25 protein-coding genes and 1 tRNA gene are annotated in these 24,912 nt (G+C 60.4%); 10 read left to right on the forward strand and 16 right to left on the reverse strand.

The annotated features are described in order from the left end of the window. Nucleotides 1-55: 55 nt before the first annotated feature. Both ACFQY0_RS14105 and ACFQY0_RS14110 read right to left on the reverse strand, forming a co-directional pair. Entirely contained in the window at nt 56-1,198 is a 1,143-nt protein-coding gene (locus tag ACFQY0_RS14105; RefSeq protein ID WP_379713785.1) for an adenosine deaminase, read from the reverse strand. 149 nt (nt 1,199-1,347) lie between these two features. Next, a tRNA-Gly gene (locus ACFQY0_RS14110) sits at nt 1,348-1,422 on the reverse strand. A 148-nt stretch (nt 1,423-1,570) separates the two neighbouring features. Between ACFQY0_RS14110 and trpC the strand changes: the two genes are divergently transcribed. Beyond that, nucleotides 1,571-2,362 (forward strand): indole-3-glycerol phosphate synthase TrpC, encoded by a 792-nt coding sequence (gene trpC, locus ACFQY0_RS14115; RefSeq protein WP_379713533.1) that lies wholly within the window; start codon nt 1,571-1,573, stop codon nt 2,360-2,362. A gap of 113 nt (nt 2,363-2,475) precedes the next feature. Here trpC and ACFQY0_RS14120 read toward each other — a convergent pair whose 3' ends face one another. Next, a complete protein-coding gene (locus ACFQY0_RS14120) occupies nt 2,476-2,700 on the reverse strand; it encodes a hypothetical protein (protein ID WP_379713535.1) in 225 nt (74 codons plus the stop codon). 176 nt (nt 2,701-2,876) lie between these two features. Between ACFQY0_RS14120 and ACFQY0_RS14125 the strand changes: the two genes are divergently transcribed. Beyond that, on the forward strand, nt 2,877-5,096 hold the full coding sequence (locus ACFQY0_RS14125) for a TonB-dependent receptor (protein ID WP_379713537.1): 2,220 nt from the start codon (nt 2,877-2,879) through the stop codon (nt 5,094-5,096). 196 nt (nt 5,097-5,292) lie between these two features. Further along, complete coding sequence (locus tag ACFQY0_RS14130; protein ID WP_379713539.1) at nt 5,293-6,432, forward strand: PepSY-associated TM helix domain-containing protein; 1,140 nt, start codon at nt 5,293-5,295, stop codon at nt 6,430-6,432. Here ACFQY0_RS14130 and ACFQY0_RS14135 read toward each other — a convergent pair. The 11 genes from ACFQY0_RS14135 to ACFQY0_RS14185 all read right to left on the reverse strand — a co-directional run bounded on the left by ACFQY0_RS14135 (nt 6,412) and on the right by ACFQY0_RS14185 (nt 16,096). Further along, nucleotides 6,412-7,407 carry a hypothetical protein gene (locus ACFQY0_RS14135; RefSeq protein ID WP_379713541.1) on the reverse strand — a complete coding sequence of 332 codons (996 nt, stop codon included), beginning with the start codon at nt 7,405-7,407 and terminating at the stop codon, nt 6,412-6,414. The two genes, ACFQY0_RS14130 and ACFQY0_RS14135, sit on opposite strands and share 21 nt — an antisense overlap. A gap of 3 nt (nt 7,408-7,410) precedes the next feature. Then, the gene (locus ACFQY0_RS14140) at nt 7,411-8,757 is read right to left on the reverse strand and encodes a tetratricopeptide repeat protein (RefSeq protein WP_379713543.1); all 1,347 of its coding nucleotides are present in this window, start codon (nt 8,755-8,757) and stop codon (nt 7,411-7,413) included. Beyond that, nucleotides 8,754-9,470, reverse strand: a complete 717-nt coding sequence (locus ACFQY0_RS14145) for an energy transducer TonB (RefSeq protein WP_379713545.1) — start codon at nt 9,468-9,470, stop codon at nt 8,754-8,756. Before ACFQY0_RS14145 ends, ACFQY0_RS14140 begins: the two co-directional genes overlap by 4 nt. Before the next feature lie 39 nt (nt 9,471-9,509). After that, complete coding sequence (locus tag ACFQY0_RS14150) at nt 9,510-9,914, reverse strand: ExbD/TolR family protein (RefSeq protein WP_379713547.1); 405 nt, start codon at nt 9,912-9,914, stop codon at nt 9,510-9,512. Then, nucleotides 9,911-10,462, reverse strand: coding sequence for a MotA/TolQ/ExbB proton channel family protein (locus ACFQY0_RS14155; RefSeq protein ID WP_379713549.1), 552 nt, complete (start codon nt 10,460-10,462; stop codon nt 9,911-9,913). The genes ACFQY0_RS14150 and ACFQY0_RS14155 overlap by 4 nt, the downstream gene beginning before the upstream one ends. Beyond that, entirely contained in the window at nt 10,459-11,823 is a 1,365-nt protein-coding gene (locus ACFQY0_RS14160) for a MotA/TolQ/ExbB proton channel family protein (protein ID WP_379713551.1), read from the reverse strand. Before ACFQY0_RS14160 ends, ACFQY0_RS14155 begins: the two co-directional genes overlap by 4 nt. Continuing rightward, entirely contained in the window at nt 11,820-12,566 is a 747-nt protein-coding gene (locus ACFQY0_RS14165) for a DUF3450 family protein (RefSeq protein WP_379713553.1), read from the reverse strand. Before ACFQY0_RS14165 ends, ACFQY0_RS14160 begins: the two co-directional genes overlap by 4 nt. 58 nt (nt 12,567-12,624) lie before the next feature. Then, nucleotides 12,625-14,664 (reverse strand): TonB-dependent receptor, encoded by a 2,040-nt coding sequence (locus tag ACFQY0_RS14170; RefSeq protein WP_379713555.1) that lies wholly within the window; start codon nt 14,662-14,664, stop codon nt 12,625-12,627. Nucleotides 14,665-14,773: 109 nt separating this feature from the next. Continuing rightward, complete coding sequence (locus ACFQY0_RS14175) at nt 14,774-15,376, reverse strand: RNA polymerase sigma factor (RefSeq protein WP_379713557.1); 603 nt, start codon at nt 15,374-15,376, stop codon at nt 14,774-14,776. Beyond that, the gene (locus ACFQY0_RS14180; RefSeq protein WP_379713559.1) at nt 15,369-15,812 is read right to left on the reverse strand and encodes a periplasmic heavy metal sensor; all 444 of its coding nucleotides are present in this window, start codon (nt 15,810-15,812) and stop codon (nt 15,369-15,371) included. The genes ACFQY0_RS14175 and ACFQY0_RS14180 overlap by 8 nt, the downstream gene beginning before the upstream one ends. Further along, on the reverse strand, nt 15,809-16,096 hold the full coding sequence (locus ACFQY0_RS14185; protein ID WP_379713561.1) for a hypothetical protein: 288 nt from the start codon (nt 16,094-16,096) through the stop codon (nt 15,809-15,811). Before ACFQY0_RS14185 ends, ACFQY0_RS14180 begins: the two co-directional genes overlap by 4 nt. A 144-nt stretch (nt 16,097-16,240) precedes the next feature. Between ACFQY0_RS14185 and ACFQY0_RS14190 the strand changes: the two genes are divergently transcribed. From ACFQY0_RS14190 to ACFQY0_RS14220, 7 genes are all read left to right on the forward strand, one after another. Continuing rightward, nucleotides 16,241-16,624, forward strand: a complete 384-nt coding sequence (locus ACFQY0_RS14190) for a hypothetical protein (protein ID WP_379713563.1) — start codon at nt 16,241-16,243, stop codon at nt 16,622-16,624. Between the two features lie 162 nt (nt 16,625-16,786). Further along, nucleotides 16,787-16,981: a hypothetical protein gene (locus ACFQY0_RS14195; RefSeq protein ID WP_379713565.1), complete on the forward strand. Its 195-nt coding sequence runs from the start codon at nt 16,787-16,789 to the stop codon at nt 16,979-16,981. A gap of 148 nt (nt 16,982-17,129) precedes the next feature. Then, a complete protein-coding gene (locus tag ACFQY0_RS14200; protein WP_379713567.1) occupies nt 17,130-17,819 on the forward strand; it encodes a hypothetical protein in 690 nt (229 codons plus the stop codon). After that, nucleotides 17,816-18,640: a hypothetical protein gene (locus ACFQY0_RS14205; protein ID WP_379713569.1), complete on the forward strand. Its 825-nt coding sequence runs from the start codon at nt 17,816-17,818 to the stop codon at nt 18,638-18,640. The genes ACFQY0_RS14200 and ACFQY0_RS14205 overlap by 4 nt, the downstream gene beginning before the upstream one ends. Before the next feature lie 117 nt (nt 18,641-18,757). Next, entirely contained in the window at nt 18,758-19,708 is a 951-nt protein-coding gene (locus ACFQY0_RS14210) for an alpha/beta hydrolase (RefSeq protein WP_379713571.1), read from the forward strand. Between the two features lie 109 nt (nt 19,709-19,817). Then, a complete protein-coding gene (locus ACFQY0_RS14215) occupies nt 19,818-20,381 on the forward strand; it encodes a MerC domain-containing protein (RefSeq protein WP_379713573.1) in 564 nt (187 codons plus the stop codon). Next, on the forward strand, nt 20,333-21,316 hold the full coding sequence (locus ACFQY0_RS14220) for a CobW family GTP-binding protein (protein WP_379713575.1): 984 nt from the start codon (nt 20,333-20,335) through the stop codon (nt 21,314-21,316). Before ACFQY0_RS14215 ends, ACFQY0_RS14220 begins: the two co-directional genes overlap by 49 nt. A 20-nt stretch (nt 21,317-21,336) precedes the next feature. On the opposite strand, the gene ACFQY0_RS14225 is transcribed toward ACFQY0_RS14220, so the two are convergent. Both ACFQY0_RS14225 and ACFQY0_RS14230 read right to left on the reverse strand, forming a co-directional pair. Beyond that, nucleotides 21,337-24,117, reverse strand: coding sequence for an ABC transporter permease (locus tag ACFQY0_RS14225; protein ID WP_379713577.1), 2,781 nt, complete (start codon nt 24,115-24,117; stop codon nt 21,337-21,339). Next, complete coding sequence (locus tag ACFQY0_RS14230) at nt 24,114-24,860, reverse strand: ABC transporter ATP-binding protein (RefSeq protein ID WP_379713579.1); 747 nt, start codon at nt 24,858-24,860, stop codon at nt 24,114-24,116. Before ACFQY0_RS14230 ends, ACFQY0_RS14225 begins: the two co-directional genes overlap by 4 nt. Nucleotides 24,861-24,912 lie beyond the last annotated feature (52 nt).

Here is a 24,912-nt window from a genome sequence, read left to right on the forward strand (position 1 = left end):
CAAAAAGTGAAGCTCTCCAATCAAGGAGCGGCGACTTCAGTCGCCGAGCCACCCATCAACCCGGTCCCTGCTCCGAAAGTAATTTCAAACCCTGCTCTGCGAACAGCACCGCATAGCTCGGCAGAATCCGCCGATGAATCAAATCCAACCGCTCGGCATAATGCGCAAAGCTGCTCTTGGCCGCATTCACCGTGATCTTCTGCAAGTCCCCCAGACTCAGATCAAAGACCTGCGTCGCGATCTCCAGTTCTTTCGACATCTCCGTGTCGCTCATGAGGCGGTCGTCCGTATTGAGAAAAACCCGGAACCCCGCCCGGAAGAACTTCGGAAAGGGATGCTCCGCCACGCTCGCGCAGGCTCCCGTGTGCACGTTGCTTGAGAGGCACATTTCCAGAGGAATGCGTCGATCCAGAATAAACTGCGCCAGGCGACCGAGCACCATCGAGCCGTCCTCCAAAAAAGCAATATCTTCTAACAAGCGAGTCCCGTGCCCCAGTCGATGCGCCCCACAGTACTGCAGCGCCTGCCAGATCGACTCCGGACCAAAGGCCTCCCCCGCGTGAATGGTGATCTTGAAATTCGCCCGGCTGATTGCCTGAAACGCCTCCAAATGCCGCTTCGGAGGATGCCCCGATTCTTCCCCCGCGAGGTCGAATCCCACCACCCCGCGATCCCTCCAACGAATCGCCAATTCCGCCGCTTCCAGCGAATCCCTGCGGTCCCGCATCGCACAAATGATCAGTCCCCAGCTTACCCCGAACTCTTTTTGCCCGCGCTCCAAGCCCGCGATCACGGCTTCCACCACTTCGTCCTGAGTCAGCCCCGCCCGATCGTGAAATACCGGCGCGAAACGCACCTCGCTATGAACCACCCCATCGCGGAACATGTCCTCCATGTATTCATAAGCCACCCGCTCGAGGCCATCCTTTGTCTGCATCACCGCAATCGTGTGAGCGAAGCCTTCCAGATACTCGCCCAGATTCCCCCGCTGCGCCCCGCGATGAAACCATGAGGCCAGCTCTCCGGCATCCTCCGTCGGGAGGCCCTCATATCCCAGCTCGCGCGAAAGCTCGATCACGGTCGAGGGTCTCAAGCCACCGTCCAAATGCTCGTGCAGCAGCACCTTCGGCAAGCGTTTGAAATCCAGAGACCTCACGAGTTCACGACCTTCGGGCAAGCGCGCTTCGGGCAAGTCCATGAGATACTCCATTTTCATCGTAGCTGAAGCCTAACAAACCCGAGCCCGTTCTCCCCGCAATTTCTCCGGCGAGCCCCTCCCCGCTCAGTAATTGTGAACCGATCCAAAGAAAAAGGGCCCGGAATTTCTTCCGGACCCTTTTAGGAAATTGGAGCGGGTGATGAGATTCGAACTCACGACATCGACCTTGGCAAGGTCGCGCTCTACCACTGAGCTACACCCGCGTCGCGAAACGCGTGCGCGGTTTCTACACCTGACGACACTTCGGACAAGCCCAAATTTGCAAAAAAATCACATAATCTGCCAGAACCCGGAAAACACCCACTTTCCAGTTCCCAATATCGCATTTCAAAGATCCAATCTCCGCGCCCAATGTCCGACAAACTCGCCGAAATCATCGCCACCAAGCATCAGGAAGTCGAAGCCCTGCTCCCACGTGCCGGCCATCTGCGTGCCGCTGCGCTCCAGCGCAATGAATTCCGTGGCTTCCGCAGTGCCCTCGACCGTGGTCCTGACCAACTCGGGGTGATCGCCGAAATCAAGAAGGCCTCGCCATCCGCCGGCATCATCGATCCCAATTTCGATCCCATCCGTCAGGCCAAGCGCTACCTTGATGGCGGTGCCTCCTGCCTTTCGATCCTCACCGACGAGCCGTATTTCAAGGGCTCACTGAGCTACCTCACCAAGATCGCCGAGTTTTCCGAGGCCCCACTGCTGCGCAAGGACTTCACCATTCACCCCGTCCAGATTCACGAAGCCGTCGTCTCCGGGGCCGATGCCATCCTTCTCATCGTCGCCGCGCTCAATGACGAACTCCTCAAGCACCTCTACCAGGAAGCCAAGGACTTCCAACTCGATGTCCTCGTCGAAGTCCACGACCTCCCCGAAATGGAACGCGCCCTCGACCTCGGCGCCGACCTCATCGGGGTCAACAACCGCAACCTGAAAACCTTCACCACCGACCTCGGCACCACGGAAAAACTTGCCGACGAAGTCCCTGACAACGTTCTGTTAGTGTCTGAGTCGGGCCTCAAATCCCTCGAAGACGCCCAGCGCGTTCTCGACGCCGGAGCCAACGCCGTCCTCATCGGCGAAACCTTCATGCGCGCCCACAATCCCGCCGAGGAAATCGAGGCCTACCTCGCCCTGACCAGCGGCAGCTGAAGATCCACTCAGGCTCTGCTCTCGGAGTCGGGCACCGACATTCGGCGGCCAATTGGCGGCCACTTGGTGCCCGCCCAATTTTCAACAGACCCGCCCTCCATGAGGGTGCCTTTTCAGGCTGACCCGATCTCCTTCAGCAAGGCCTGCACCTTCCCGCGGACCATGAGACTCATCTCGTCGGTCTTCTCCCTGAGCGCCTCGAGACAGAGCTCGAGTTCCCCTCGCGCGCGGGCCCTCTGCGTCTCGTTCAGAGCTTCACGCTCACTCCAGTTCGACAAGATTTCCAGCACCTCGGAAAACGAAGGTGCTGAGGACCGGTATCGATAAATCTCTGCCATAACTAACCTCCTCGACGCTCCCTAGAATCTTGTCAAGGCAGATACGTCGCACCACGAATTCGAGTTATGTTACAAAATATTGGAATTTTTCCGGTTGACGGACCTCGTCGTTATTGAGACGCATTCGCAACAGCTCGCCAGGCGAATCATTCATCCCGCTGGCGATTCCCCATCTCATGAAATCGACAACACTCCGTACGTTTCCTACGAATCGTCAGTCGCTCGCCTTCGCGGGCACCATCGTCACCCTCGGTCAAATGGCCAACCCGGCTCTGTCTGCCACCCCTGCCGAAACGACAGACGGCGACGACGAACCCGTCGACGACCTGGCGGAACTGGTCGTCGAAAGTGAGGACAAGGTGCTCTACAAGCCCGAGCGGCTTGCCTCGCCGAAGTTCACCCAACCGATCGTCGACGTTCCCCAGACCATTTCGGTGATTCCCAAGGAAGTCATCCAGGAACAGAATGCCACCTCCCTGCGCGACGTGTTGCGCAACACTCCCGGCATCAGCATTCAGGCTGGTGAAGGCGGAGCGCCTCCGGGCGACAACCTCTCGATTCGTGGCTTCAACTCCCGCGACAACATCTATGTCGACGGCGTCCGCGACTTCGGCGGCTACACCCGCGACCCCTTCAACCTCGAACAGGTCGAGGTGGCCAAAGGTCCTTCATCGACGAACAATGGTCGGGGATCCACCGGCGGCTCGATCAACCTCGTCAACAAGAAGCCCCGCGACGAAAAATTCTACGATTTCATGCTCGGCGGCGGGACCGATAACTATGGCCGCGCGACCGTTGACATCAACCAGGACCTTTCCTGGTGCGAAGGGGCAGCCATCCGCTTCAATGCCGTTTATCACAACGCCGACACTCCCGGCCGCAACATTGCCACGGAAGAACGCTGGGGCGTCGCCCCTTCGATCACCTTCGGTCTCGGCTCCGACACACGCGCCACACTGAGTTACTTCTACCTCGGCTCCGACGGCATCCCGGACTACGGCATCCCATGGGTCGCCTCGCCGAATACCGCCATCCCGGGCTTCGTCGATCAGATCGCTCCGGTCAGCTACGAGAATTTCTACGGTCTGAAATCGCGCGACTACCTGACGAACGAGACCCATATCGGCACGATTGAGCTCGAGCACGACTTCTCGGATTCGCTGCGCTTGCGGAACCTGACACGCTACGGCTTCACCAATACCGACCTCAGCGTCACCGCCCCGCGCTTCGCCGACGAGGACCCCACGACTCCCGGGAATCAGTACGGCACCACCATCCGCCGGACCGATTGGAAAAGCCGCGATCAGAACGACACGATCTTTGCGAACCTCACCGACCTCAACTATGATTTTGAGACCGGTTCCCTCAGTCACCAGCTGGTGGCGGGTATCGAAGTCGCCCGTGAGGATTCGAAGAACATGAACCGCGTCGACCTCAACCTGGCCAACGCGCCGAATACCGACCTGTTCGCACCGAACCCGTACGATCCTTACGTTCCCGCGATCGTTCGCGACGGCACTTTCAACAGCGCCGACTCCACCTCCTTTGCCGCCTACGTTTTCGATACCATCGAATTCGGACCACACTGGCAATTCGATGGCGGCCTGCGTTGGGATTACTACGATTTCAACTTCCGCAACGCCACGGTGGGTTCCGTCCAGAATGTCAGCGACGCCCTGAGCTACCGCGCCGCCGTTACCTACAAGCCTTGCGAGGAAGGCAGCATCTATCTCGGCTACGGAACCTCCTTCGACCCCTCGGCGAGCAGCCCGGTTTATGCGGTCCGCGGAACCAACCTCACCAGCCTTCTTTCCGATCCCGAGGAAAGCGCCACGCTTGAACTTGGAACGAAATGGCTGGTGCTCGAAGAGCGCGTGCTGCTCACGGCGGCGATCTTCCAGACCGACAAGACCAACGCCCGCACCACGGATCCTGTAACCGGAAACACCTACCTTTCCGGCAATCAACGCGTCCAGGGCTTCGAGCTCGGAGTGAGCGGAACGGTGACCGACTGGTGGCGTGTCACCGGCGGCTACGCCTTCCTCGACAGCGAGGTCCGCAGTTCCGCCGTCGCCTCGGAGATTGGAAAGAACCTGAGCAACACTCCAGAGAACACCTTCTCGCTGTGGAATGTCTTCACCTTGCCGGGAGGCTTCAGCACCGGCATTGGAACCACCTACGTCGGCAGCCGTTACAGCAACGACAGCAACACCCGCGAGGCCTCCGCCTACTGGCTCGTGGATGCCATGCTTGCCTATCAGATCAATGAACGGATCTCGCTGCAGCTGAACCTCAACAACCTGCTGGACGAAGATTACATCGATCAGGTCGGTGGCGGTCACGCCGTCCCCGGAGCAGGGCGCTCGGCGGTCGTCAGCACCAGCTTCAGTTTCTAACATGATGTTCTTTCAGGGCTCGTCGGATTTTCGACGCGGCGGAATCAACCGTCGCCAAAATCACGGCGAATCCCCTGTGGGCCGAGGCGGTGCACCGCCGCCTGCGGTCTGAACTGCGATTGACCTTTTTCGGTAACTGCTAGGGGCGGGAGGGATTGTTTCGACAAACCCTCCCGCCCCGACTTTTTTCACCCCGATGCAACGCTTTCCCCTGCTCCGGAAGGTCCTCTTCTGGGCTCACCTCGCTGCCGGCCTATCGGCTGGCGTCTTCATTTTCCTGATGGCGGCATCCGGCATCATCCTATCGTTCGAGCGGCAAATCACCGAGGCCGCCGATGGCTACAAGCTCAGTGGAGGAGAACGCCTCGAGCTCCCCGCCCTTCACGCCAAGTTGTTGGAAGCGGAACCTGAAGCCCGTCCCACCGGGATCCAGATGGAAGCCTCAGCTACGGCACCTGCCGTATTTCAGTTCGGTCGCGAACGCTCGGTCTTCATCGATCCCTACAATGGACAGATTCTCGGGGAAGGCGCCGTGCGCACCCGCGCGTTCTTCAAGTGGGTGACCGGATTCCACCGCTGGCTCGCCATGACAGGCGACACCCGTGAGACGGGAAAAGCCATCAACTCCTCCGCCGCATTGGTGTTCTTCTTCATCCTCGTCAGCGGCCTGTTCCTCTGGATTCCGAAACGCTGGACCCGTCGTGGCATGGCGGCCATCAGCACCATTCAACCGAAACTGCGCGGCCGATCCCGTGATTGGAACTGGCACCACACGCTCGGACTCTGGTTTGTCATCCCCCTCCTGATGACCGTCTCAACCGGCCTCGTGATCGCCTACCCCTGGGCCAACAAAATGCTTTTCCAAGCCTTCGGCGAAGACGCGCCGGAAAAGAAAGGCAAGGGCAAGCCCGGTGGCGGCAAAGGGGCACCCGAGGCTCCGCCAACATTCCCCGCCGGGCTCGATCAAGCTATCAAGGTGGCCACCGCCGCCGCGCCCGACTGGCAACAACTTCAATTTTCCTTCCCTCAGAAAAGCGACCTCACGATTTACATCAGCGGCGGTCATCGCGGTCGGCCCGATCTTCGTCAGGAGATGAGCATTGATCTGAAATCCGGAGAAATCACCGACACCAGGAATTTCGAAGGCCTGAGCCCCGGTCGACGTGCCCGAAGCTGGGCCCGCTGGCTGCACACCGGCGAAGCCCTCGGCTGGGTCGGGCAAACCATTTCCGCGCTCGCTGCCAGCGCCACGCTGGTGCTGATCTACACTGGCTTCGCCTTGAGCTTCCGACGTTTCTTCATGCGCCGAAAATCCTCAGTGAGCCGGGCGTTGTAGCTCCGCCAAGCGCTGATCGGCGGCGCGGAGCGTCCCGATGATCGCCAACTCTCGCTCGCCGCGCTCCGCAGCGTTCCACACTCCCCGCTCCGCGCCATCGTCGATCGCCGTGCGCAAGGCAACTGCAGCCGCGCCTTGGAAACTCAGATCCTCCCACGGCGCTCCCGGCGATCGCTCCGGATCCATCGCATCGAGCACAAACTCTGCTAGGAAATGAGGCTGACAAACCCGGTAGACCCGCAGACCGAGCCGGAACAAATCCGCAGCCACCGAACGCAGCGACTTCACTCCTCGCCGCTCCCAGAATCTCTCAAGCACGAGGGCTTCCTCAACCCGATCCGTAACCCGGGCAATCCAATCCCCTTCTCTAACACCAGCCTCGAGCTCCTCACAAAGCCGCCCACAGAGCTGGTGCCGGGCCTTCAGACCTGTCTCTGCCGCAAGCACATCCTGACTTTCCAATTCGCGCACCAAATCGAGAGCCTGCTCCGCCTCAGAAATCGCAAGTTTCCGATCTTCTACCACCCGGCTGAGGTGCACTCTTGCGACGGCGGAGTGAAGTCTCTGGGCATCATCCTCAGGCTCATCGACAACCCCTCGCCCGAAACTCTGCCGCGCTTCGTCGCTTTGCCCCATCGCCTCAAGAGCCAGGCCGCGATTCCCCCAGGCCACGGCGAGGCGGCACTTGACGGCACGGCTTTCCTCAAGTCGCCCGAGCACTGCAATTCCCTCGTCGTATGAGGTCACCGCCTCGGAAAATCGCCCGTCACGAGCCAGCACGTCGCCACGATTGATCCACCCCGCCGAAAGCCCCCAAGGGAAAATCGGGTCGTCTTCGAGTGGCAAGGTCAGGCGGATCCTGATGGCCTCTTCAAAGTCCTCCAAGGCACCCGATTGCCCCGCGGCCGCCCGTTCAATGCCGCGTCTTGTTAGGAAATTCGCCTCCTCGTTGCGATCGAAAGCCGAACCCTTCATGGCTCATTGCGCCGCATCCACGAGCTTTTCCAAACTGTCGCGGTAGGTCTGCAAGTCGCCGCCGGGACGGAGGGCCAGCGCTCGGTCGACCGCCTTCAGCGCCGCACCGAATCGACTGTCCTCGACCTTGAGCCGCGCCAGCGCCACCCAGGCATCGACCGCCGATTCCTCGACAGCCGTCGCGCGTTCGAAATACAACTCTGCCTGACCCGGCTTACCACTAGATTTCTCGTACTTCCCGAGTGACATCAGAACCACGCCATCGGTCGGGTCCTCTTTCAACAAAGCAACCAGCTCTTCCGCCCCTTCCTCCGGAGCTTTCGCGGAATCGATCTTCAATCTCGCTTCCGCGAGACGCAGCTCCCGCGGCACCTCACCTTCGGCAGGCTTCGCCTTTTCCAGAAGCTTCTCCGCCAATTCCCATTCCTTCAATGCCATCGCCGAAGCGATCACCGAAATCACGCGACTCGCGGTTGGCTTCGTTTCAGCATCGAATGCTTCATCAACGATCAGGCGGGCGTCGTCACCGCGGGATCCACGCAAATGCAGATCGGCCAAAAGCAGCAGTCCGTCCCCATCAAGCAATGCCAGACGTCGTGGCAGCTCCAGGGTCTTGACCGCATCCTCCTGTCGATTCAGCTCCATCAAGATGGAAGCCTGCAGAGACGGATAGGAAGCCACTTCCGGACGCTGGCGAATGACTTCATCCAGCAGCACCACCGCTTCTTCCCGCGCATCGAGATGCTGCAAACACTGCGCCACCCCGGCTTTCCATTCCGCGGTGTCCGGTTCCGTCAGCTGAGCCATTCGATAGGCTTGCAAGGCACTCGCCCACTCTCCGCGCTGCAATCGGCAGTAGCCTAACAAACCGTAGGTGGCGCCATCCGAATCACCGAGGCGCATCGCTTCGATCAAATGCTCGAGCGCCTTGTCCAGCTCTTCCATCCGCACCTGTGCCATCGCCAGATTCCGGTGCGCGCGACGAAACGAGGGGTAATCCTTGATGGCTGATTCGTAGGCCTCGATGGCCTCCTCCATCTCCCCTTCCTCGAAGTAGAGGTTGCCGAGATTGAATCGCAAGGCCGCCGACTTCGCCGTCAGTGAACTTCCCTTGACCTTTGCCAGTGCCGACTTGCGGTCGCCCTTTTCCATCAAAGCCTGAACTTCCACCAGCAGACCTCGCACTTCCGTCGAAACACTCGGCTCGATCCGTGCCTCAATGCGATAGCTCCCATTGAAGCTCTTCTGAAAGGACGCGTCTTTCCAATAGGACGTCGTCAAAGGAAGCGGCTCCGCAGCTGCTGCAACTCCTCCATATCCAAGCACCAATATCCAATATCTGATCATCATTTCCTAATCGTTACCGGCCATCTCATGATCGCCTTGACCCGCTGGCCATTGCGCGTCGGTGATGTGAACTTTGCCGAAGACGCCACCCGGCGTGCGGCGGAAACCAAATCGGCATGAGTCGAGGATATCACCCGGCGAATGCTCACCGAGCCACTCGTGCTCAACTCCACCTCGAAAACCACCGTGCCGCTCGTGACCCCCTTCCGCGCCAGCGAACTCGGAAAAACGGCCGAGCCATGGCGAATCAGGCGCGGCTTTCCGTCCAGCTCGCTGATGTTGTAATGCGACTTCGCCACCGGCGCCGGCGGACGAGGCTTGGTGGTCGTGCTCGGCCGGCTCGACGGCTGCGGTTTGGCGACCGGCCGCCTCCTAACAGGCTGCGGCTTTGGCTGAGGCAGCGGTGCCACTTCGACCTCGGTGAAAAAAGGATCCACCGGCATCGTCAGATCCATCGGCAGCTCGGCTTTCGGGACCGGAACCCGAGTGGGATCGGGAATGTGGGTGACTTCCGTCAGCGCCGGCGGCGGTGGAGGAGCATCCGGCGGCGGTTCCTCCGGAGGGGGCGGTGGTGGCTCCGGCAGCGCCGAGATCTCCACCTCGCGAAGTTCGAGCTCCGCCTCCTTCACTTCCGGCACCAGCAAGCGGGCAAGTCCGAGCACCGCGAGCAGCATGCCCGCGATCACGATTCCCACAACTGTGCTTGGAAGCCTCATCAATACTCAGTGATCAAACATCTCGGTTTTTCGTGCCCATCATTTCTCCGTGGCCAGACTCACGGAAACCGCACCCGCCAGTTTTGCCGAATCGATCACCCGCACCGTCGCTTCCGTGGCGGCCGCGGCATCGGCTCGCACCACGACCGGCACCTCGGCATCTTCCTCCAACAAGGCGGAGACCACCGCGCGCACGCCATCCATGCCGATCTCCCGACCGCCATGCCAGACGCGACCTTCGCTGGTCACCGCGATCAAGATGGCCTGTTTCTGAAGGTCCTCGGAACTCGCCGCGCGAGGCTTGGAAATTTCCACGCCGGTCTCCTTCACGAAAACCGTCGTCACGATAAAGAAGATCAACAGCAGGAACACCACATCGATCAATGGGGAGATGTCCACCGTGGTCACCGCTTCGTCCGAGGTGCTATGTCGGAATCTCCTCACGCCACGCCTCCTTTCAATTCTTCATGAAGCTGACGTTGCAGCTCCAGATGAGTCGACTCGGTCTGCCGCTTCAGCAGCGCGAAAATGAAGGCTGCCGGCACCGCCACGACCAGGCCCGCCTGAGTCGTCACCAGTGCTTTGGAAATCCCTCCGGAAATCACATCGATCGGTGCCGATCCCGCTCCCGAGGCCATGCCACCAAAGGTGACCAGCATACCTGCCACCGTGCCTAACAGGCCCAGCAGCGGAGCCGCGGCGATCAGCACGCCGAGAAATGGCAGACGTCTTTCGATCCATGCCATCTCGTCGAGCTCGAAGGTCGCGAAACTGCGCTCGATCTCGCGATTGTCGCGGTTTCCCCGCTCCCATGGCATCGCTCCGCCGACCTGACCGCGCTTGTTCCACTCGCCCGCCGCCACTTTGGCACGTGCTTGTTTGCCATGCTGCCACACCCCATAGATCAGCGAGTAAATCATCACCGCCAGCACCAGCAGCGCTCCGAGGGTGATGCCCCCTTCGCGTAAAGTCAGCAGAATCGCGTTCTTCATTTCGTGCGGAGGGAGTTAACGAATGACAACCCGAGCCTTTCGGTCGTCTGCACGATCCCCTGGCTGCGACGTGACAGGAAGGCGTGGAGAATCAGCGCCGGAATGGCGACGATCAGTCCGAACAAGGTGGTCACCAGAGCTTCGGAGATTCCTCCGGCCAAGGGCTTGGGATCCCCCGATCCGAACAGGGTGATCAGATTGAAAGTCCGGATCATTCCTGAGACGGTTCCGAGCAGACCCAGCAAGGGAGCTGTCGCGGCAGTCACCGCGATCACCGGCAGCAGGGATCCGACCTTCTGCTGCACGCCCATCAACTGCTCGTAAAGCGTCTCTTCTACGACATCTGCCGTATTTCCTGCGGTTTCCACCAGCTTGGTCATCACTGCCGCCGCCGGATGCTTCATCTGGGCAGCCACTTCCCGCGCCTTGTCGCGATCGTTCACTCGTAGCGCGGCAAGAATCGCGATCACCCAGGCTTCGCTTGGCTCCCGGTATCCGGCAAAGCGCATCAGCTTGATCAATCCAAAGATCAGACTCAGCAGCGCCAGACCCATGATGGGCCAGATCCACAGGCCGCCTTTGCGCACGAGGTCGAGCACGCCACCGTTGATTTCCTCCATTGCACGCGCCTTGCCGCCGGTCACATCGAGACCGAGCACCGCTTCGCCGCCCGCCGCCACCGACTTCACTGCCTCTTCATTGGCGGGAATCACCTTTGGCAAGCTTCCTCCCTTTTCCCAGACCACAGCACCGGTCGCGCCATTTCCGGAAAACCAGACCTGCGGACCCATCGCAAAAAATTCGCCTTCGATCACGCCGCCTTCCTCGGAAACCGCCTTGCCGGGAGCCGTCGATCCGCCAATCAATGCCTGCAGACGATCGAGCGAGGCATCAATGACCACGAGCCGTTCCTCAAGCGCGCGCACCGCATCATCGGCCTCACGTGCCAGCACCGATTCATCGATCTTCAAGGCAGGCTCACCCGGTCCCGAGACCGTCTGAATCTTGAGTGCCTGATCCTTCAGCAAGCCCGCCAGATACGAGGCATCCTGCCGCCGCACCAGCCGGTTGCGCTCCAGTTCGCGCATTGCCATTTCGCGATCTTCACGGCTCATCCGCGCGATCCGTGCCAGACGGCGCTTTTCGCGCAGTTCCAGACCGACTTCCTCGAACTCCAGGGCCAAGGCCGGCTTCTCCGCGGCGATTTCCTCACGGACTTTTTCCAGTTCGGAAAGTGAGACGGCGAGATCCGACTTCGCTTTTGTTAGAGCGTCAGACACCGAGGTCTCGGCCGATGCCGGCAGCAGCAAGCCCAGCGCACAAGTTCCCACCAGCCACTTTCTCTTCATTAAATTCTTCATGGTCCCACCTCCTTGATCTGAACGGGCAGCTTCACCACTTCCGGTGGTCGCTTCTTGTCGAGTTCATCGAATGCCTTCACCACCTCACCGCTGATGTCCGGCTTTGAAACCCACACCCAGGCATCCTTGGCAGGCTCCCCGACTCCTGCGTTGCCACGGCGATCGGCGTAGTAGGCGCGGGAAAGCCCGAGATAAAGAACCTCCACCTGGCGCCCATCGCGCTCTTCCTTCGATCGCGTCACCCGTCGGTTGAATTGCTCGGCCTTCGTGACCATCCCAAGAATGGCCTGCATGCCATCGCGCGCCTCGTCACCTGGCTCCCACTCTTCGAGAGCGGTTCGCTCGACTTCAGTCTCGTTGGCCAGCGGTTGGGGGAAAAGTTTCGAGAGGGCGAGCATCCGGTCCTTGTTTCTCACCACCGCTTCGCTCGCGACTCGGCGCGCGGCCTTCAGTGTTTCGAGTTCGGCTTCCGCTTCGCGCTTCTTCTCGTCGTAGCCCCCCGCCGAGGTGCCGGCCTTTTCCAGCTCTTCGCTGAGGAGTTCAAGCTCATGGCGGTGCAAGCTCAGGAGCTCCGACATCTCTGCCTTGCGCGTTTCCCAGTCGATTTTTTCCTCAGAAGCCTGCGACTTCACGTCGACAATCTTCGAGATCGTCTCGCGCAGCTCCACTACCTGGGCATCGGGCTCGGCTTCCGCCGCCCAAACCGGCAAAGCCGCCGCCAACCATAGGATCCATGTCCGCATGCGCGGAATGTCTCTATTTGAGACTGAATCGCAACAAGAAAGACTTCACACCGCAAACTTACCAATAATAAGTCACGGAAGCCCGAATCGTGCGCGGTTCGGTTGGATGGAGATGGACGTCGTCGATCCCGGCTGCAGCTTCACCCGGCAGACGCGAAGTGTAGTAGTACTCGATGTCGTTGTCGTCGCGATCGAAGAGATTCAGGACGTCCAGTGCCACATCCCAGTTCTCCCAGCGGTAGCCGATCCGCGCATTGACCTGGAAGGAGTTGTCAGACTCGATGCTTTTGTCCGCCGTCAGCGGACGCTCGGAGAAAAACCGTCCGCGAAGCGCGCCGTAGAACCCGTGCTCGTCGCCAAAGGTGAAACCACTCGAAATAATGAGCGGCACCTGATTCTCAATCCATGGCCCTTCACTCGTATCGGTGTAGCGGCCTTCCGAAAGCGCGATTTCTGCATCGAAACCGAACCAGTCGTTCGGACGCCAGTAAGCTGCGAGCTCGATCCCGTAGCGATCGGTCGATGGACCCGCTTCCACATTGCCCGCATCGCCGACGTAGAGCAGTTCGGATTCGCTGTAGATATACCAAAGGGCCGCGGTGGTTGTGAAGCAGTCGCTCCACTGTGATCGGGTTCCGATTTCCGTCCCCCATGTCCGAACCAGCGCGTCGACCGGTGCCACCGGCGTGATGCCGTCGTTCGGATCGACCGTGGTGAACAGTCCGCGGGCATCGTTCGAGTGGAACCCGCCACCGAAGTTGAAGTAGTATTCGGTATTCGCCCAGGGTCCGAAGATGAAGTTCAGCTTCGGCACGGCGATCGCATCAAACTCGTTGCCGCTGTTGCGCGGGTCGTCGCTGTCCACATCGAAGTAGAACAAATCCGCCCTCACCCCGGCTTCGGTGCGCAGCCAGTCGTTCCACTTGGTTTCTGCACCGGCGAACACCGAGTAGTTGCCGGTGAACACATCGTCCTCGCGGATCGGCCGGATGTCGGCACGGTTCCTGGTGCGGGCGAGTTCGAGATCCCAGATCACATCGTTGCGGCTTTGAAAGCCCAGCACGTAATCGGTCGGCGCATCGAACAAGCTGCGGTTTTCAAACGTCGCCGTGACCTCACCCCCAAAGAAGACCCGCTGGTCGGACTGGCGGAACTGATCGCCATTGACCGGATCATCGAGGAAGTAGGTGAAGTTCGAATACAGATCGAGGTCGTAGTAACCCGCGTAGGCATTTGCCTTCCACAGCACATCGCCCTCGCGCTTGCCCCAGTTCATTGAAAGCGAATAGCGCTGCGACTCACCACCATTGGTCGGATCGATGTAGCCGTAGCGGTCAATCTGACCACTGGAAATCGCCCGCTCGGGGATCTGATCGCTCGAGGTCCATGCCGCTTCGTAACCCAGGAGCGTGACATTGAAAAAGTCCTCACCTTCACCCGTCGCCCAGCGGAGCATGCCGTTGTAGCGATGGAAGTCCTGCTCTAACAGCCATGGTCCGTCGTAATAGGTCGCCTCGCCGCCGTAGGTCAGCGTGCCATTTCCAAGCGCCACCGAATCGCCCATCACCGCGCGGAAGTAATCGTCCTCTCCCACCGTCACCGTGGCAAATCCGCGCTGGAGCGCATTGACCAGAGAAAACTCGGCCGATCCCGCCGTGGTGAGATCGCCCTGGGCCACATCATAGGGTCCTTTTTCGTAATCGAGACGTTCGACGAATTCCGGCACCAGAAAGTTCAAGTCCGCATAACCCTGACCGTGACCATGCGCGCGGTAGTTTGCCGGCATGCCGTCGACGAAGATTCCAAAGTCGGTGCCGTGGTCGAGGTTGTAACCCCGCACGAAATACTGATTCGCCTTTCCACCCCCGGCGTGCTGGGTGACGACCATGCCGGGCACCACTTCCAGCAGTTCCCCGCGACGGAGATATGGACGATCCAGGAGCTCCTGGCGGTCCGATTGGCCCTTGCTCGCAGCGAGCGCCTCACCCAGCAAATTTTCGGCTTTGCCGGTGACGACGAGCGCATCAAGCGCACCCAGGGCGACTCCCTCATCAGCCTCGGGATCCACATCCTGCAAGGCATCCTGAGCCGATGACATCAACGAAAGGGCGAAAAAGAAAACGGAAGATCGATACACACCCGCTGAAACGCCCTCCCTTCCCGAACCCCACGAACTTTCCCGAGAAAATTTTCTCGGACCAGCGGAACTATCCGCCATGCGCATGCCACCAGGCTGCCAGCTCGCGTCTCGCGCGATAGAGCCTGCCTTCCACCGCCCTTTCCGAGCACTTGAGGATCGCCGCGCACTCCTCATGGCTCAGGCCGTCTAGACAGCTCATCACCAGCACGCTGCGCGACTTTTCCGACATCGCTGCCAGTCCGCGATCGAGCTTCGCCAAATCCCCACCCAGCATCGCCGCCTGATCCGGTGTCGAGGCAGGACAGCTCGTTTCCGCAGCTTCACTTGCCGAGCCCGTTCGCCGCCGCCTGGCCGCCCGCATTCGGTCACGGCAGAGGTTCAAAGCAATCTGATAGAGCCAGGTGCTGACTCGCGCCTTCGGCTTGAATCGCGGCATCGCCGCGTGCGCCCGCACGAAAGTATCCTGACAGACTTCCCGCGCATCTTCCGCATTTCTCAGATAGCGGTAGCAGAAATGATAGAGCCGTTGCTGGTGGCGTTCGACGAGACTTCGAAAAGCATCCGGGCAATCATCCTGCGCCAAACGCATCAGACGGAAATCCTCTGCGGCATCCGCATCCGACAGCTCGGGCAGCGAGTTTCCTGCTGCAATCTCCCAGAGATTATTCATGCACGATGCTGTCGTGGGTCCACTCCAGGAGCTTCTCCGCCTGCTCCGAATCCAGGTGCTCCTTCATCGCGAAAAAGTGGTCCAAGGTTGCCCGCTGCATGGCCGCCTGCGCGGCATTCAACTTCACCAGCGCCTGTTCCACTTCCGGAGAATCCGCTTTTCCCAGCCTCACCGCCTGCGCCAACTCTCGTCCGGCATCGTTGATTCGATCGCTCAGGATGTTGTGGCTTTCCTCGTACGCCTTCTCGAATGGCGCCATCGCCTGATGCTGAGCCTCCGTTAGAACCAATTGCTCATGCATCCAGTGGTGGAGATCATGGCTTCGTTCCCTCTTCTCGGGCTCGCGGTTCGATCTGACCACCAGCCACGCCGTGAGACCTGAAAGAAGCACCGTCACAGCCCCCCAAAGAATAATTTCCGTAGGCCGCCTCATCATTTGGCATGGGGTGCGGCCATTTCAGGCAAGCTGAAGACCATCGAGGGCGGAGGAGATTCGCTCTCCAGCGGCTCGGAACCCGAGTGAGCCGTGACGACCGCCGCAACGACTGCCAGCGCCGCACTCGTCAGGAAGCCCGCCTTCGTCGCGATCAGCAAGGGCACGCGATACTCCCCGGCCACCTCGGCAATCCGTCGCATCACTCCGTCGGCAAATCCCGGTTGCAAGCGCTCCGGCCGTTCCTGCCGCGCCACTTCCAATGCCTCATCAAGCGCTCCACTCATTCGCAAAAAACCTAGCGAAGCCATCACGGAGAAAGCAAGAGCCGAGAAATTTCGCGATCTAGTCCACCAAGGCTCCCAACCCGCCGACCTAACACTTGCACTTTTCTATTGCGACTCATTCTCAAAAGTTTTTATTGGCCGCCAGTGACCTCTTCCGAACTCCAGCAGCTGCTTGCCTCGATCACTCCGACCACCTCGGAAGGAGCGGACCTCTTGCTCGATCTGAGGGACCTTCTGATTTCTCAAGGTCATCCGGGAAAATGCGTTCGTTGCTTCTTTGGTCTGCTTGGCGACCTGGCCCAGCCGGGAGCACTGAATCCTCTTCGCCATTGGCTGGAAGAAAATCTCGAGGTCGAGGTGAGGGCCAACGGTCGGGAGATCGACTCACTTCCTGTTCGCCTGAATCGCGCCGCCGACTTGGACAGTTTTTGCCACGAAGCGATCAACAAGATCCGCTTTGACCGAAGCTTCAAGGATGCCCACATCCAGCTCAGGTTCCGCTTCAAGGACGACAAGGTCGCCGCGTGAGTCAAGCCGAAGGGCGAATCCCCCCTTCAATCATCTAACAGATCCTCGGGAAGATCTGAAATCACCTGCTATTGAGACCGCTTCGCAATGCAGAAGCTTCTTGATTTTTCGGCCCAGCCGTGCCCATGGTATGTGTTCTTAAACACGAGCCACTTTATTATTATGAGCACGACAACTACGATCACCAAAGCCTGCGCGGAATGCATTCACTGGAACTCAGGAGTTAGCGGCGATGGCGAATGCCGCCGCCATGCCCCGCAACTGATTTCATTCGAGGTCGATGACGACGTCAAAGTCGAGTCCCGTTTCCCGACGACTTCACAAGACGACTGGTGCGGAGATTTCGAAAAGAAGTAATTTCTTCGAACACCTGTCCAACCGCCATCCCGCAACGGGCTGGCGGCTTTTTTTTGCCCTGTTAGAATAATTTCGCGCAAGGAGTCACCACTAATACGCAACACGGCGGGAGCAGAGCCTGATCGAGCGCCCTAGGCTCTCCGGCATCGTGTTCAACTACTTCCACCGCCATCCCCCGCGTCCCCCACTCGCGCCCGACCAGCGTTCCGTGCATCACTGTGCTGCTCCGCTGCACGAAATTCTGGCTCAGGTTCCCGCGCAAGCCCGCTTGATTCTGCGCAGCCCCGGTCTCACCGTTTCGCGCATCATTGCCGATTGTTCTTCGTGGCCCGGCATTCAGGACGAGCTGATTCTCCATCATCCAGAAGAACTCGCGTGTTTCGCCTTTGCTTGTCCGGTCGACGACTCGCTCGTGGTGGCTCTGCGGCAGTCCGACGGAGCCATCCCACTGTCCCTCCATTTCACCACGACCTGCTGGGAATCCGCCGAAGTCGCGCAGCTTCTCCGCGTTTGCGATAGCCGCCCCTCAGAAGCACCGGGGATCTGGAAAAACGGAGCTGGGGCGTGGCTCGATGAGATGAGCTTCAGCGAAGCCCACCCACCACTGGAGCTGTTCTACCTTCTCTCGCTGATCGACGAGTCCTCCGCGATCCATGCCCATGCGGACACGGCCTACTGCTCTCTAGGCGCACGATTCCGACCGGTGTTTATCGACATCAATGACTCCGTGATTCGACTCGCCGACCGACTGGGTCACCATGCCATTTTCTTCCACCCCCTCCATGTGCGCTCCGTCCAGCGTAAGAACACCCTCCATCTCCACACGCTCGCGCCATGAACTCCGCCGACCATTCACTGTTAGAATTTCCGATACGACTGGACCACCGAAGCACCGAGTTGATTCAGGCGATCGCAGAACTGGGCATTGTCCGGCTCATCGCGCAGAACCGTGCTATCTGTCTCCATCTTGATGGCGATTCTTCCGGTGCCATCCTCACCGATCACCTCCACTCCCTTCTTCCTGGTCTTGGTCTCGCCTTTGATCACGAACTGATCGCAGCCATCCATGCCAGTCCGGCACCTCGGTCTCCCCACTCCGTCGGGATCCTTGAGCTCGATTTTCCGGAAGGCTCCCTGGGCTTTGCCATCCCTTCTGAAAAGGCCGGAATCGAACGCTTCCATGACCTCATCGGGCGCTTCGGCATTGAAGAAACCGACCCCGTCCAACTGGAAAAGCGACGTCGTGAGCTCTCACCATCAATCCGCATGTGTCCCTGTTGCGAAGCAGCTTCCGCGAAGCGAATCGCCCGTCCCGACCTTCACCCCTTGTCCTCAATCCTCATCCATGCCGCCCAGGCCGGACTTGAGCTTCATCTCGAAATGGAAGCCAGTGGATTCTCGAGTTCCTCCTTCTTCAGTCCACTCAGTATTTCCTTTGACGAGGGAATTATTGTTAGAAGCCGGGACTCCCGTGGCATGCTCTATTTTGACCTTCATCTGATGCACTCGCTGTGGGTTCTTCCGACCTGTCCTGACCGGGAAGATCGAGCGTCGCTTCAAGCCTACAGCTCGCTGGGCCAGCACCTCTTCACCCTGTCTTCCTCCGATCCCGCCCTTCTCGCGATCTGGCAATCCGAGTGCCGTCGCTACTTCCACTGACCGTCCACGGTCGGCAGCCAAAAGCGCTTCGCATTCCCTGCACCTTGGAGCAGACTGCCCTGGTCCGCTCCCCTCTCCGCAGAGCCGACCGCACTCTAACAGACACCCTAATCCACCATGAATCGCATGTTCGCCATCCTGCTAAGCTTGGGCACGTTCGCGGCCTCGGCCGTCGACGCCCGGGAGCCTCGCTTTCACTGGCACGACAAGGGCTTCGTGCCCTTTCAAGCGAGCCAGCTTGATCCCCGCTTTTCCTACATGATGTATGTGCCGAAAGATTACGATGAGAAAGCGGAGAAGAGCTATCCGCTAATCGTCCTGATCCACGGCACCGAACGCGCGCCGCATGTTTATCTCGAGAAGAATGCCGACTTCGCCGAGAAGAACGACGTCATCCTGCTCGCCCCGCTTTTCCCGGTGGGCACTCACGGCGGGAAGGACCTGGAGAATTACAAACTCATCGAATACAAGGGGACCCGCTACGACCTGATCCTGCTCAGCATGGTGGACGAGGCGATGGCCAAGTACCGGATCGAGGACAACAAGTTCAGCCTCTTCGGCTTCTCCGGTGGCGGGCATTTCGCCCATCGCTTCTTTTACCTCCATCCCCACCGTCTCGACGCCATTTCGATCGGAGCACCGGGGATGGTCACCTTGATCGACGATTCGCGCGATTGGTGGGTCGGCACCCGCGATCTCTACTGGCGCTTCAACGCCCGCCTGAATCCCAAGGCCATGCAGAGCGTGAAGGTGCAAATGATGGTGGGGGAAGAGGACACCGACCGCTGGGAGGACGAGATCGAGAAAGGCTCCCCTTACCGCATGCCCGACACCCCGGGTGCCAGCTACAACGCCGCAGGAAACGACCGCATCGAGCGGCTGAAGACCCTGCGCGATAATTTCAAGGAACACGGCATCGACGTGCAGTTCGACCTGATCCCCGAAGCCGGGCACGACGAAACTCAGATGTTCCCGACCATGCAAAAATTCTTCCAGAAGCATTTGGAAGCGTCCCGCTCGTCAAATGCTGATCCAGCGAAGTCCGACACGGAAGGCGCTGAAGACTGATATCCGTGATTGGCCGCCTGAACGGATGCCGCTCTTGCATTATTTTTGTTATTGCACTCTGTTTGCGTTTGGTGAATTCATGGGTTCAGTCCGCGACGCGACACCGTCCATGATTTTTCCACCACTCCTTCCCTCGGCCTTCGCTGGTCCGCACTCGTCGGCCGCCAAGTCAGCAACCAAAGCCCCCTCGAAGCGCAACGACCGGATCGGGGTTATTGCCTCGGCATTGTGCGCGGTGCACTGCGCTCTGACACCGGTGCTGCTGCTCGCGCTTCCCTCCTTCGGGCAGATCTGGGCCCATCCGCTTTCCCACTGGGCAGCGGCTCTGCTGGTGGTTCCGCTGGCTGCGTGGTCGATGCTGAAGGGCTACCCCCGCCACCGCAGGAAATGGGTGGTCGCCGCTGGCATGAGCGGAATCGCGTTGGTCTTACTCGGCGCCGCCGCACCCTGGCTTTTCAGCGATCCGGCACCCGCAGCGGCCACTTGCACCGACGCGTGTTGCCCCTCCACTTACCTGGGAGACGACGGCAGTCAGCGCCTCCACATTCCCCTGGCAAGCATCCTCACCACCATCGGCGGCCTGTTTCTTATCATCAGTCATATCGGCAATCTGTGTCGCTGCAAATGCTGCGCACCGAAGCCTGCCAGCGAAAGACGATTCGGGATCTCATGAGCCGGACCGGCATCCCCGTTCTCATCGTCGCAGGCTTCCTCGGAGCGGGAAAAACCACCTTCATCCGAGACCTGCTACCGCGTCTTGCAGGCGGTCCGCTCAAGCCCTTCGTCATTCTCAATGACCACCTCAATGCCGAGATCGACGCCATCCGCCTTCGGAATCTTGGCGCTGAAATTGAGACGCTGCCTGCCGGCTGTGTGTGCTGCGAGGATTCCAGTGGACTGAGCGAGGCGGTGCTTGCCATTCCACCTTCTAACAATCCGCTGCTCATCATCGAAGCCAATGGGACCACCGACCCCTATCGACTGATCGAGATCCTCACCCTCACGCAGGCCCTGCGCGAGCGGGTCGGTCCGATCCTTCAACTCACGGTGCTCAACGAAGCCCGCTTTGGAAAGCGGCTCATGCAAGTCGATCAGCACCTCGAGAAGCTCCAGATCCGCACTGCCAGCGCGATTCTCACCACCCGCAGCGGAAGGGCATCCGAGGCCCAGAAGCAAAAGCTCCGCGAGACGCTCACAGCACTCAATCCCCACGCGCCTCTGCTCGGAGTCGAAGCTCTCGCCAATCTCCTTCGTCAGGAGAGCCACCAACTGCCCGCACCGGACATCCGTGCCGCACAGGAGCACACCCACCACCACATCGCATTGCGTGTCGATGTTCCAAGGATGAGCAAGGAGCGCCTCCACCGCTGGTTGCTTTCCCTGCCACCTGAAATTCTTCGGGCCAAGGGCGTCGTCCAGGTTTCCGAGGAACAGATCTGCTACTTCCAGCGCACCGACGATGCCATGGAATCCCCCACCTATCACCTCGCGCGCATCCCGAAAAATTATCGGGCCTGCGCCGTCTTCATCGGTCATGGCCTCAGCGAAAAGCTGGTCCACGCCACCCTCGAATCTTCCGCAAAGCCCCCCGCCTTCAGAATGTTCTAAGGCGGGTTTCTTTTACGCGATCAGAAGGAACCCCGCCCCTGCTGGAGCAGCTCCAGAGGTTTCGCGCGCCCGATTGATGACGCAGGCCAGGCCGCCGCGAGGGCGGCGAGCAGCAATGCCGCCGCGAGTCCCCCGATGACATAGGGCCAGGGAATGACAAGGTCCGGGTCCATGCCGCCGAAGAAGCTGACATAGCTCGACATCCCCGCGCCACACCAACCGGCAAGCACGCCGAACCCGAGACTCACACTCACCGCCACACCGCCAATCAGCAGGCCCTCGGCCATCACCAACCGGACCAAGGTGCCGCGGGTAAAACCGACCGAACGCAGCACACCCATTTCCCAACGCCGTGATTGCACCGAAGCCAGCAGCGCGTTGAGAACCCCTACCGAGGTGATCAGCAGCACCACCAGCGGCAACCGGCTCATGACCCACAGCCATCCGGTCGCATGCCCGTAAACCAGCGCGCGGATGTCGTGGATGGTGTTGACCTGCACGTAGGCGTCGTCGTTTCGCACCTCCTCCACCGCCACCGCCTTGCCGAGAGCGGTGGCGTAAAGATCGCGGGCAGCGGACTCCAGGGCGGACTTGTTCGTACGACTTTCATCGTAGTCCAGCCAGGCATGCGAGGCGGCATGGAAACCAAAGTCGTCGGCAACGCTATCGTAGCCGGCGAAGATCAGGGCGGCCGCCCGGTGGGTGCGGGTGCGGAAACCGGTCGGCTTCGTCTGCCAATGCCAGCCGGGAAGCCGGACGGATCCGGCAATCGTGTAGGCCACCGGCGCCTCGGGTCGCTCCGGCGGCACCATTTCAAACGAATCCCCGAGCTTCAGCCCGGTCTCGCGCAGGAAGTGGTCCGGGACGATGCATGCCCGCCCGCCGCGCAGCTGCGCCACGGCATCGGCGGCATTGCCCTCCGCCCAATCGAAGCGGATCAAGGGATCATTTCCGCCGAAGGCGCCCTCGGGATCGATACCGATGATGACAACGTTGTCCTGGCGGACCACGGTGGCGCGGCTGGCGCTGTTCGTCAGGTCTTCCCTGAGTCGGGGTTGTTCGACGATCATCGGCAGGGATTTTTCCACGCCGGTAAAGTCCGAGACCTTTCGTACTTCGTCCGCCGCGAGACCCTGGGGACGGAAACCGATCACCGCATCGGGCGCCCAGGTTCCGGGAAGAAAACCACTCAGCATCGAGTGCCCCCAAACCTGAATCCCGATGTAGAGACCCAGCCCGACGGTGAGCGCGATCGCCGTCGAGACCGTGCGGCCGAGATTGCCCGACAGCTGGCTGGCCAGCAGCTCGGGAGGCACGCCGCACACGCGGGCGAGCAGCGGACTGCCGAGCCGATCAATCAGGAGCACGACCGAAGGGGCCAGCAAGATGAAGCCCGCCGCCAGGGCGGCAAGACCGAGCACCATGTAGAGCACGAAGGGCGCGCCATCGTCGTGCGGAATCCCATGCGCCATCACCGGATAAAAGAGCACCAGCAGCAGGCCGATGATCACGCCGGGCCATGAGATGCTGCGCGAGCTGATCGAACGAGGCGGTGCCATCGCATCCAGAGGCTTCACCCGCATCGCACGAATCGCCGGCACCAGGGATGCCAGCAAGGCCCCGCCATAGGCACAAGCTGCCGCCAACAGAATGCTGTTTTTTCCCATCACCCCGGCACCCTCGAGCAGATTCGGCGACGACTTCTCCGCGAGCCACAGCAGCACCTTTCCAGCTCCCAGGCCGCCGATGAAACCAATCGTGCCCAGCAGCAGTCCCTCGATCGCCACCAGAGCGCCGACCTGACTGCGCGTGAGCGCCACGGCGCGCAGAATCGCCAGCTGCCGGACCCGCTCGCTGACGCCCATATTGAGCGTGCTGAAAATGATGAACAGCGCCGCAAGCATCGAAACGATGGTCGCCATCTGCGCTTGCAGTTTCACGTTCTCGGCCGAAGCACTCTCGTCGAGAGCCTCCTCGATTTCATAAGCCTCCTGAAACTGGCAGGGGGTCGAAAGGGAATTGAGCCGCGGCGCCCAGCTGTAGCGAAACTGGGTGACGTCCGCATCGGGGCGCAGGCCGACCCCGACGAAGCTGATCTTCGGGCTTTGTCCCGACAGCTTTTCCGCGAGCTGCGTGGGCAGGTAGAGACCGCCGATGCTCGGGGTGAGCAGCTGGGCACCGGCGACCGAGGCGCTCCAACCTTCGATGGCGGGGCCACCGACGATGCCGACCACCGTCAGCTTCGCCATGCGTTCGCCACTGCCGACAAGGATTTGTCCACCGACATCGACGCCCATGCCGGCCGCCGCATCCTCGGTCATCGCCCCCTCCAAAACCTCCGCCTGGCTTGCATCGATCCACTTTCCGCGCAGCAGGTCAAAGGGCGGCTCGGGAGCATCGGTGGCGAGGATTCGATCGGTGAAAAACCGCGAGGGTGGCGCGGGGGCATCGACTTCCAGAAACGGCCGGATCGACTCACGCAGCGCCCACATCGGGTCGGCGACAGCCACCGCCGGATCGGCTCGCAGCTCGGCCACCAACCCGTCCGGCACGAATTTCTCGGCGTAGGAAGGAATCGCTCCCGGCGCCTGCTGACTGAAGTGCTGGATCGGCGCGACGGAGAGCGGGTAGCGGCCGAGGGCGAGATCGGAGAACTCATCAAAGCTGCCGAGCAGGGCATCGTAGCCACTCACCACCCAGACCACCATCGTCGCCGCCGCGATCGTGGCCAGCGAGGTCAGAGCAATCCGGACCGGATGTTCGCGGAAGTACGACAGAGCTAGTAGCAGAACCGTTCTCATGCCTGCAGAGCGTGCTGGTAATCGACGGCGATCGACTCGGGGTCATGCTTGCCGGAAGTCTTGAATTCGGAGAGCCGCTTGCCGTCCTTGAGCACGATCACCCGATCGGCCCACATCGCGACGGCGGGTTCATGGGTGACGATGACAATCGTCCGGCCTTCCTCGCTGAGTTCCCGAAGCAAGCGGCACAACTCCTGACCACTCACGGAATCAAGACTGCCGGTGGGCTCATCGGCGAGCAGGATCGCCGGATCGGCGATCAGCGCCCGGGCAATCGCGAAGCGCTGCTGCTCGCCACCCGACATCGCATCCGGCTTGTGCTTGCGGCGCCCGGAAATCCCGAGGCGCTCCAGCAGACGGTCGACCTTCCCATCCAGCCCCTGACGCGAGCTCGCGGGCAAGCGGACATTGGCTTCCGCACTGAGCGTCGGGATCAGATTGAAGGACTGAAAGACCAGGCCGATCCGGTCGCGACGGAAACGCGTCAGCGCGGCATCGCGCATGCTGCTGAGATCCATCCCCTCCACCACGACGCTGCCGGAGTCCACGTCGGTCAGCCCGGCCATGGCATGCAGCAAGGTGCTTTTCCCCGATCCCGAGGCTCCCATGATGGCGACGAATTCACCCGCCTCCACCGTGAGATCAATCCCATCGAGCGCCCGCACCACGGCCGCTCCCTGAGTGTAGGTTTTCACCACCCCTGAGATTTTCAGCGGGACGAGATCGTTCGATGGAAGACTCATGTTAGATCGTGGGCTATGCTTGTCATTAATCGCAGAAATGCGGCAGCCGGAA

This window comes from Haloferula chungangensis (genome assembly GCF_042664875.1).
In the GTDB taxonomy this organism is placed as follows: Bacteria; Verrucomicrobiota; Verrucomicrobiia; order Verrucomicrobiales; family Akkermansiaceae; genus Haloferula; species Haloferula chungangensis.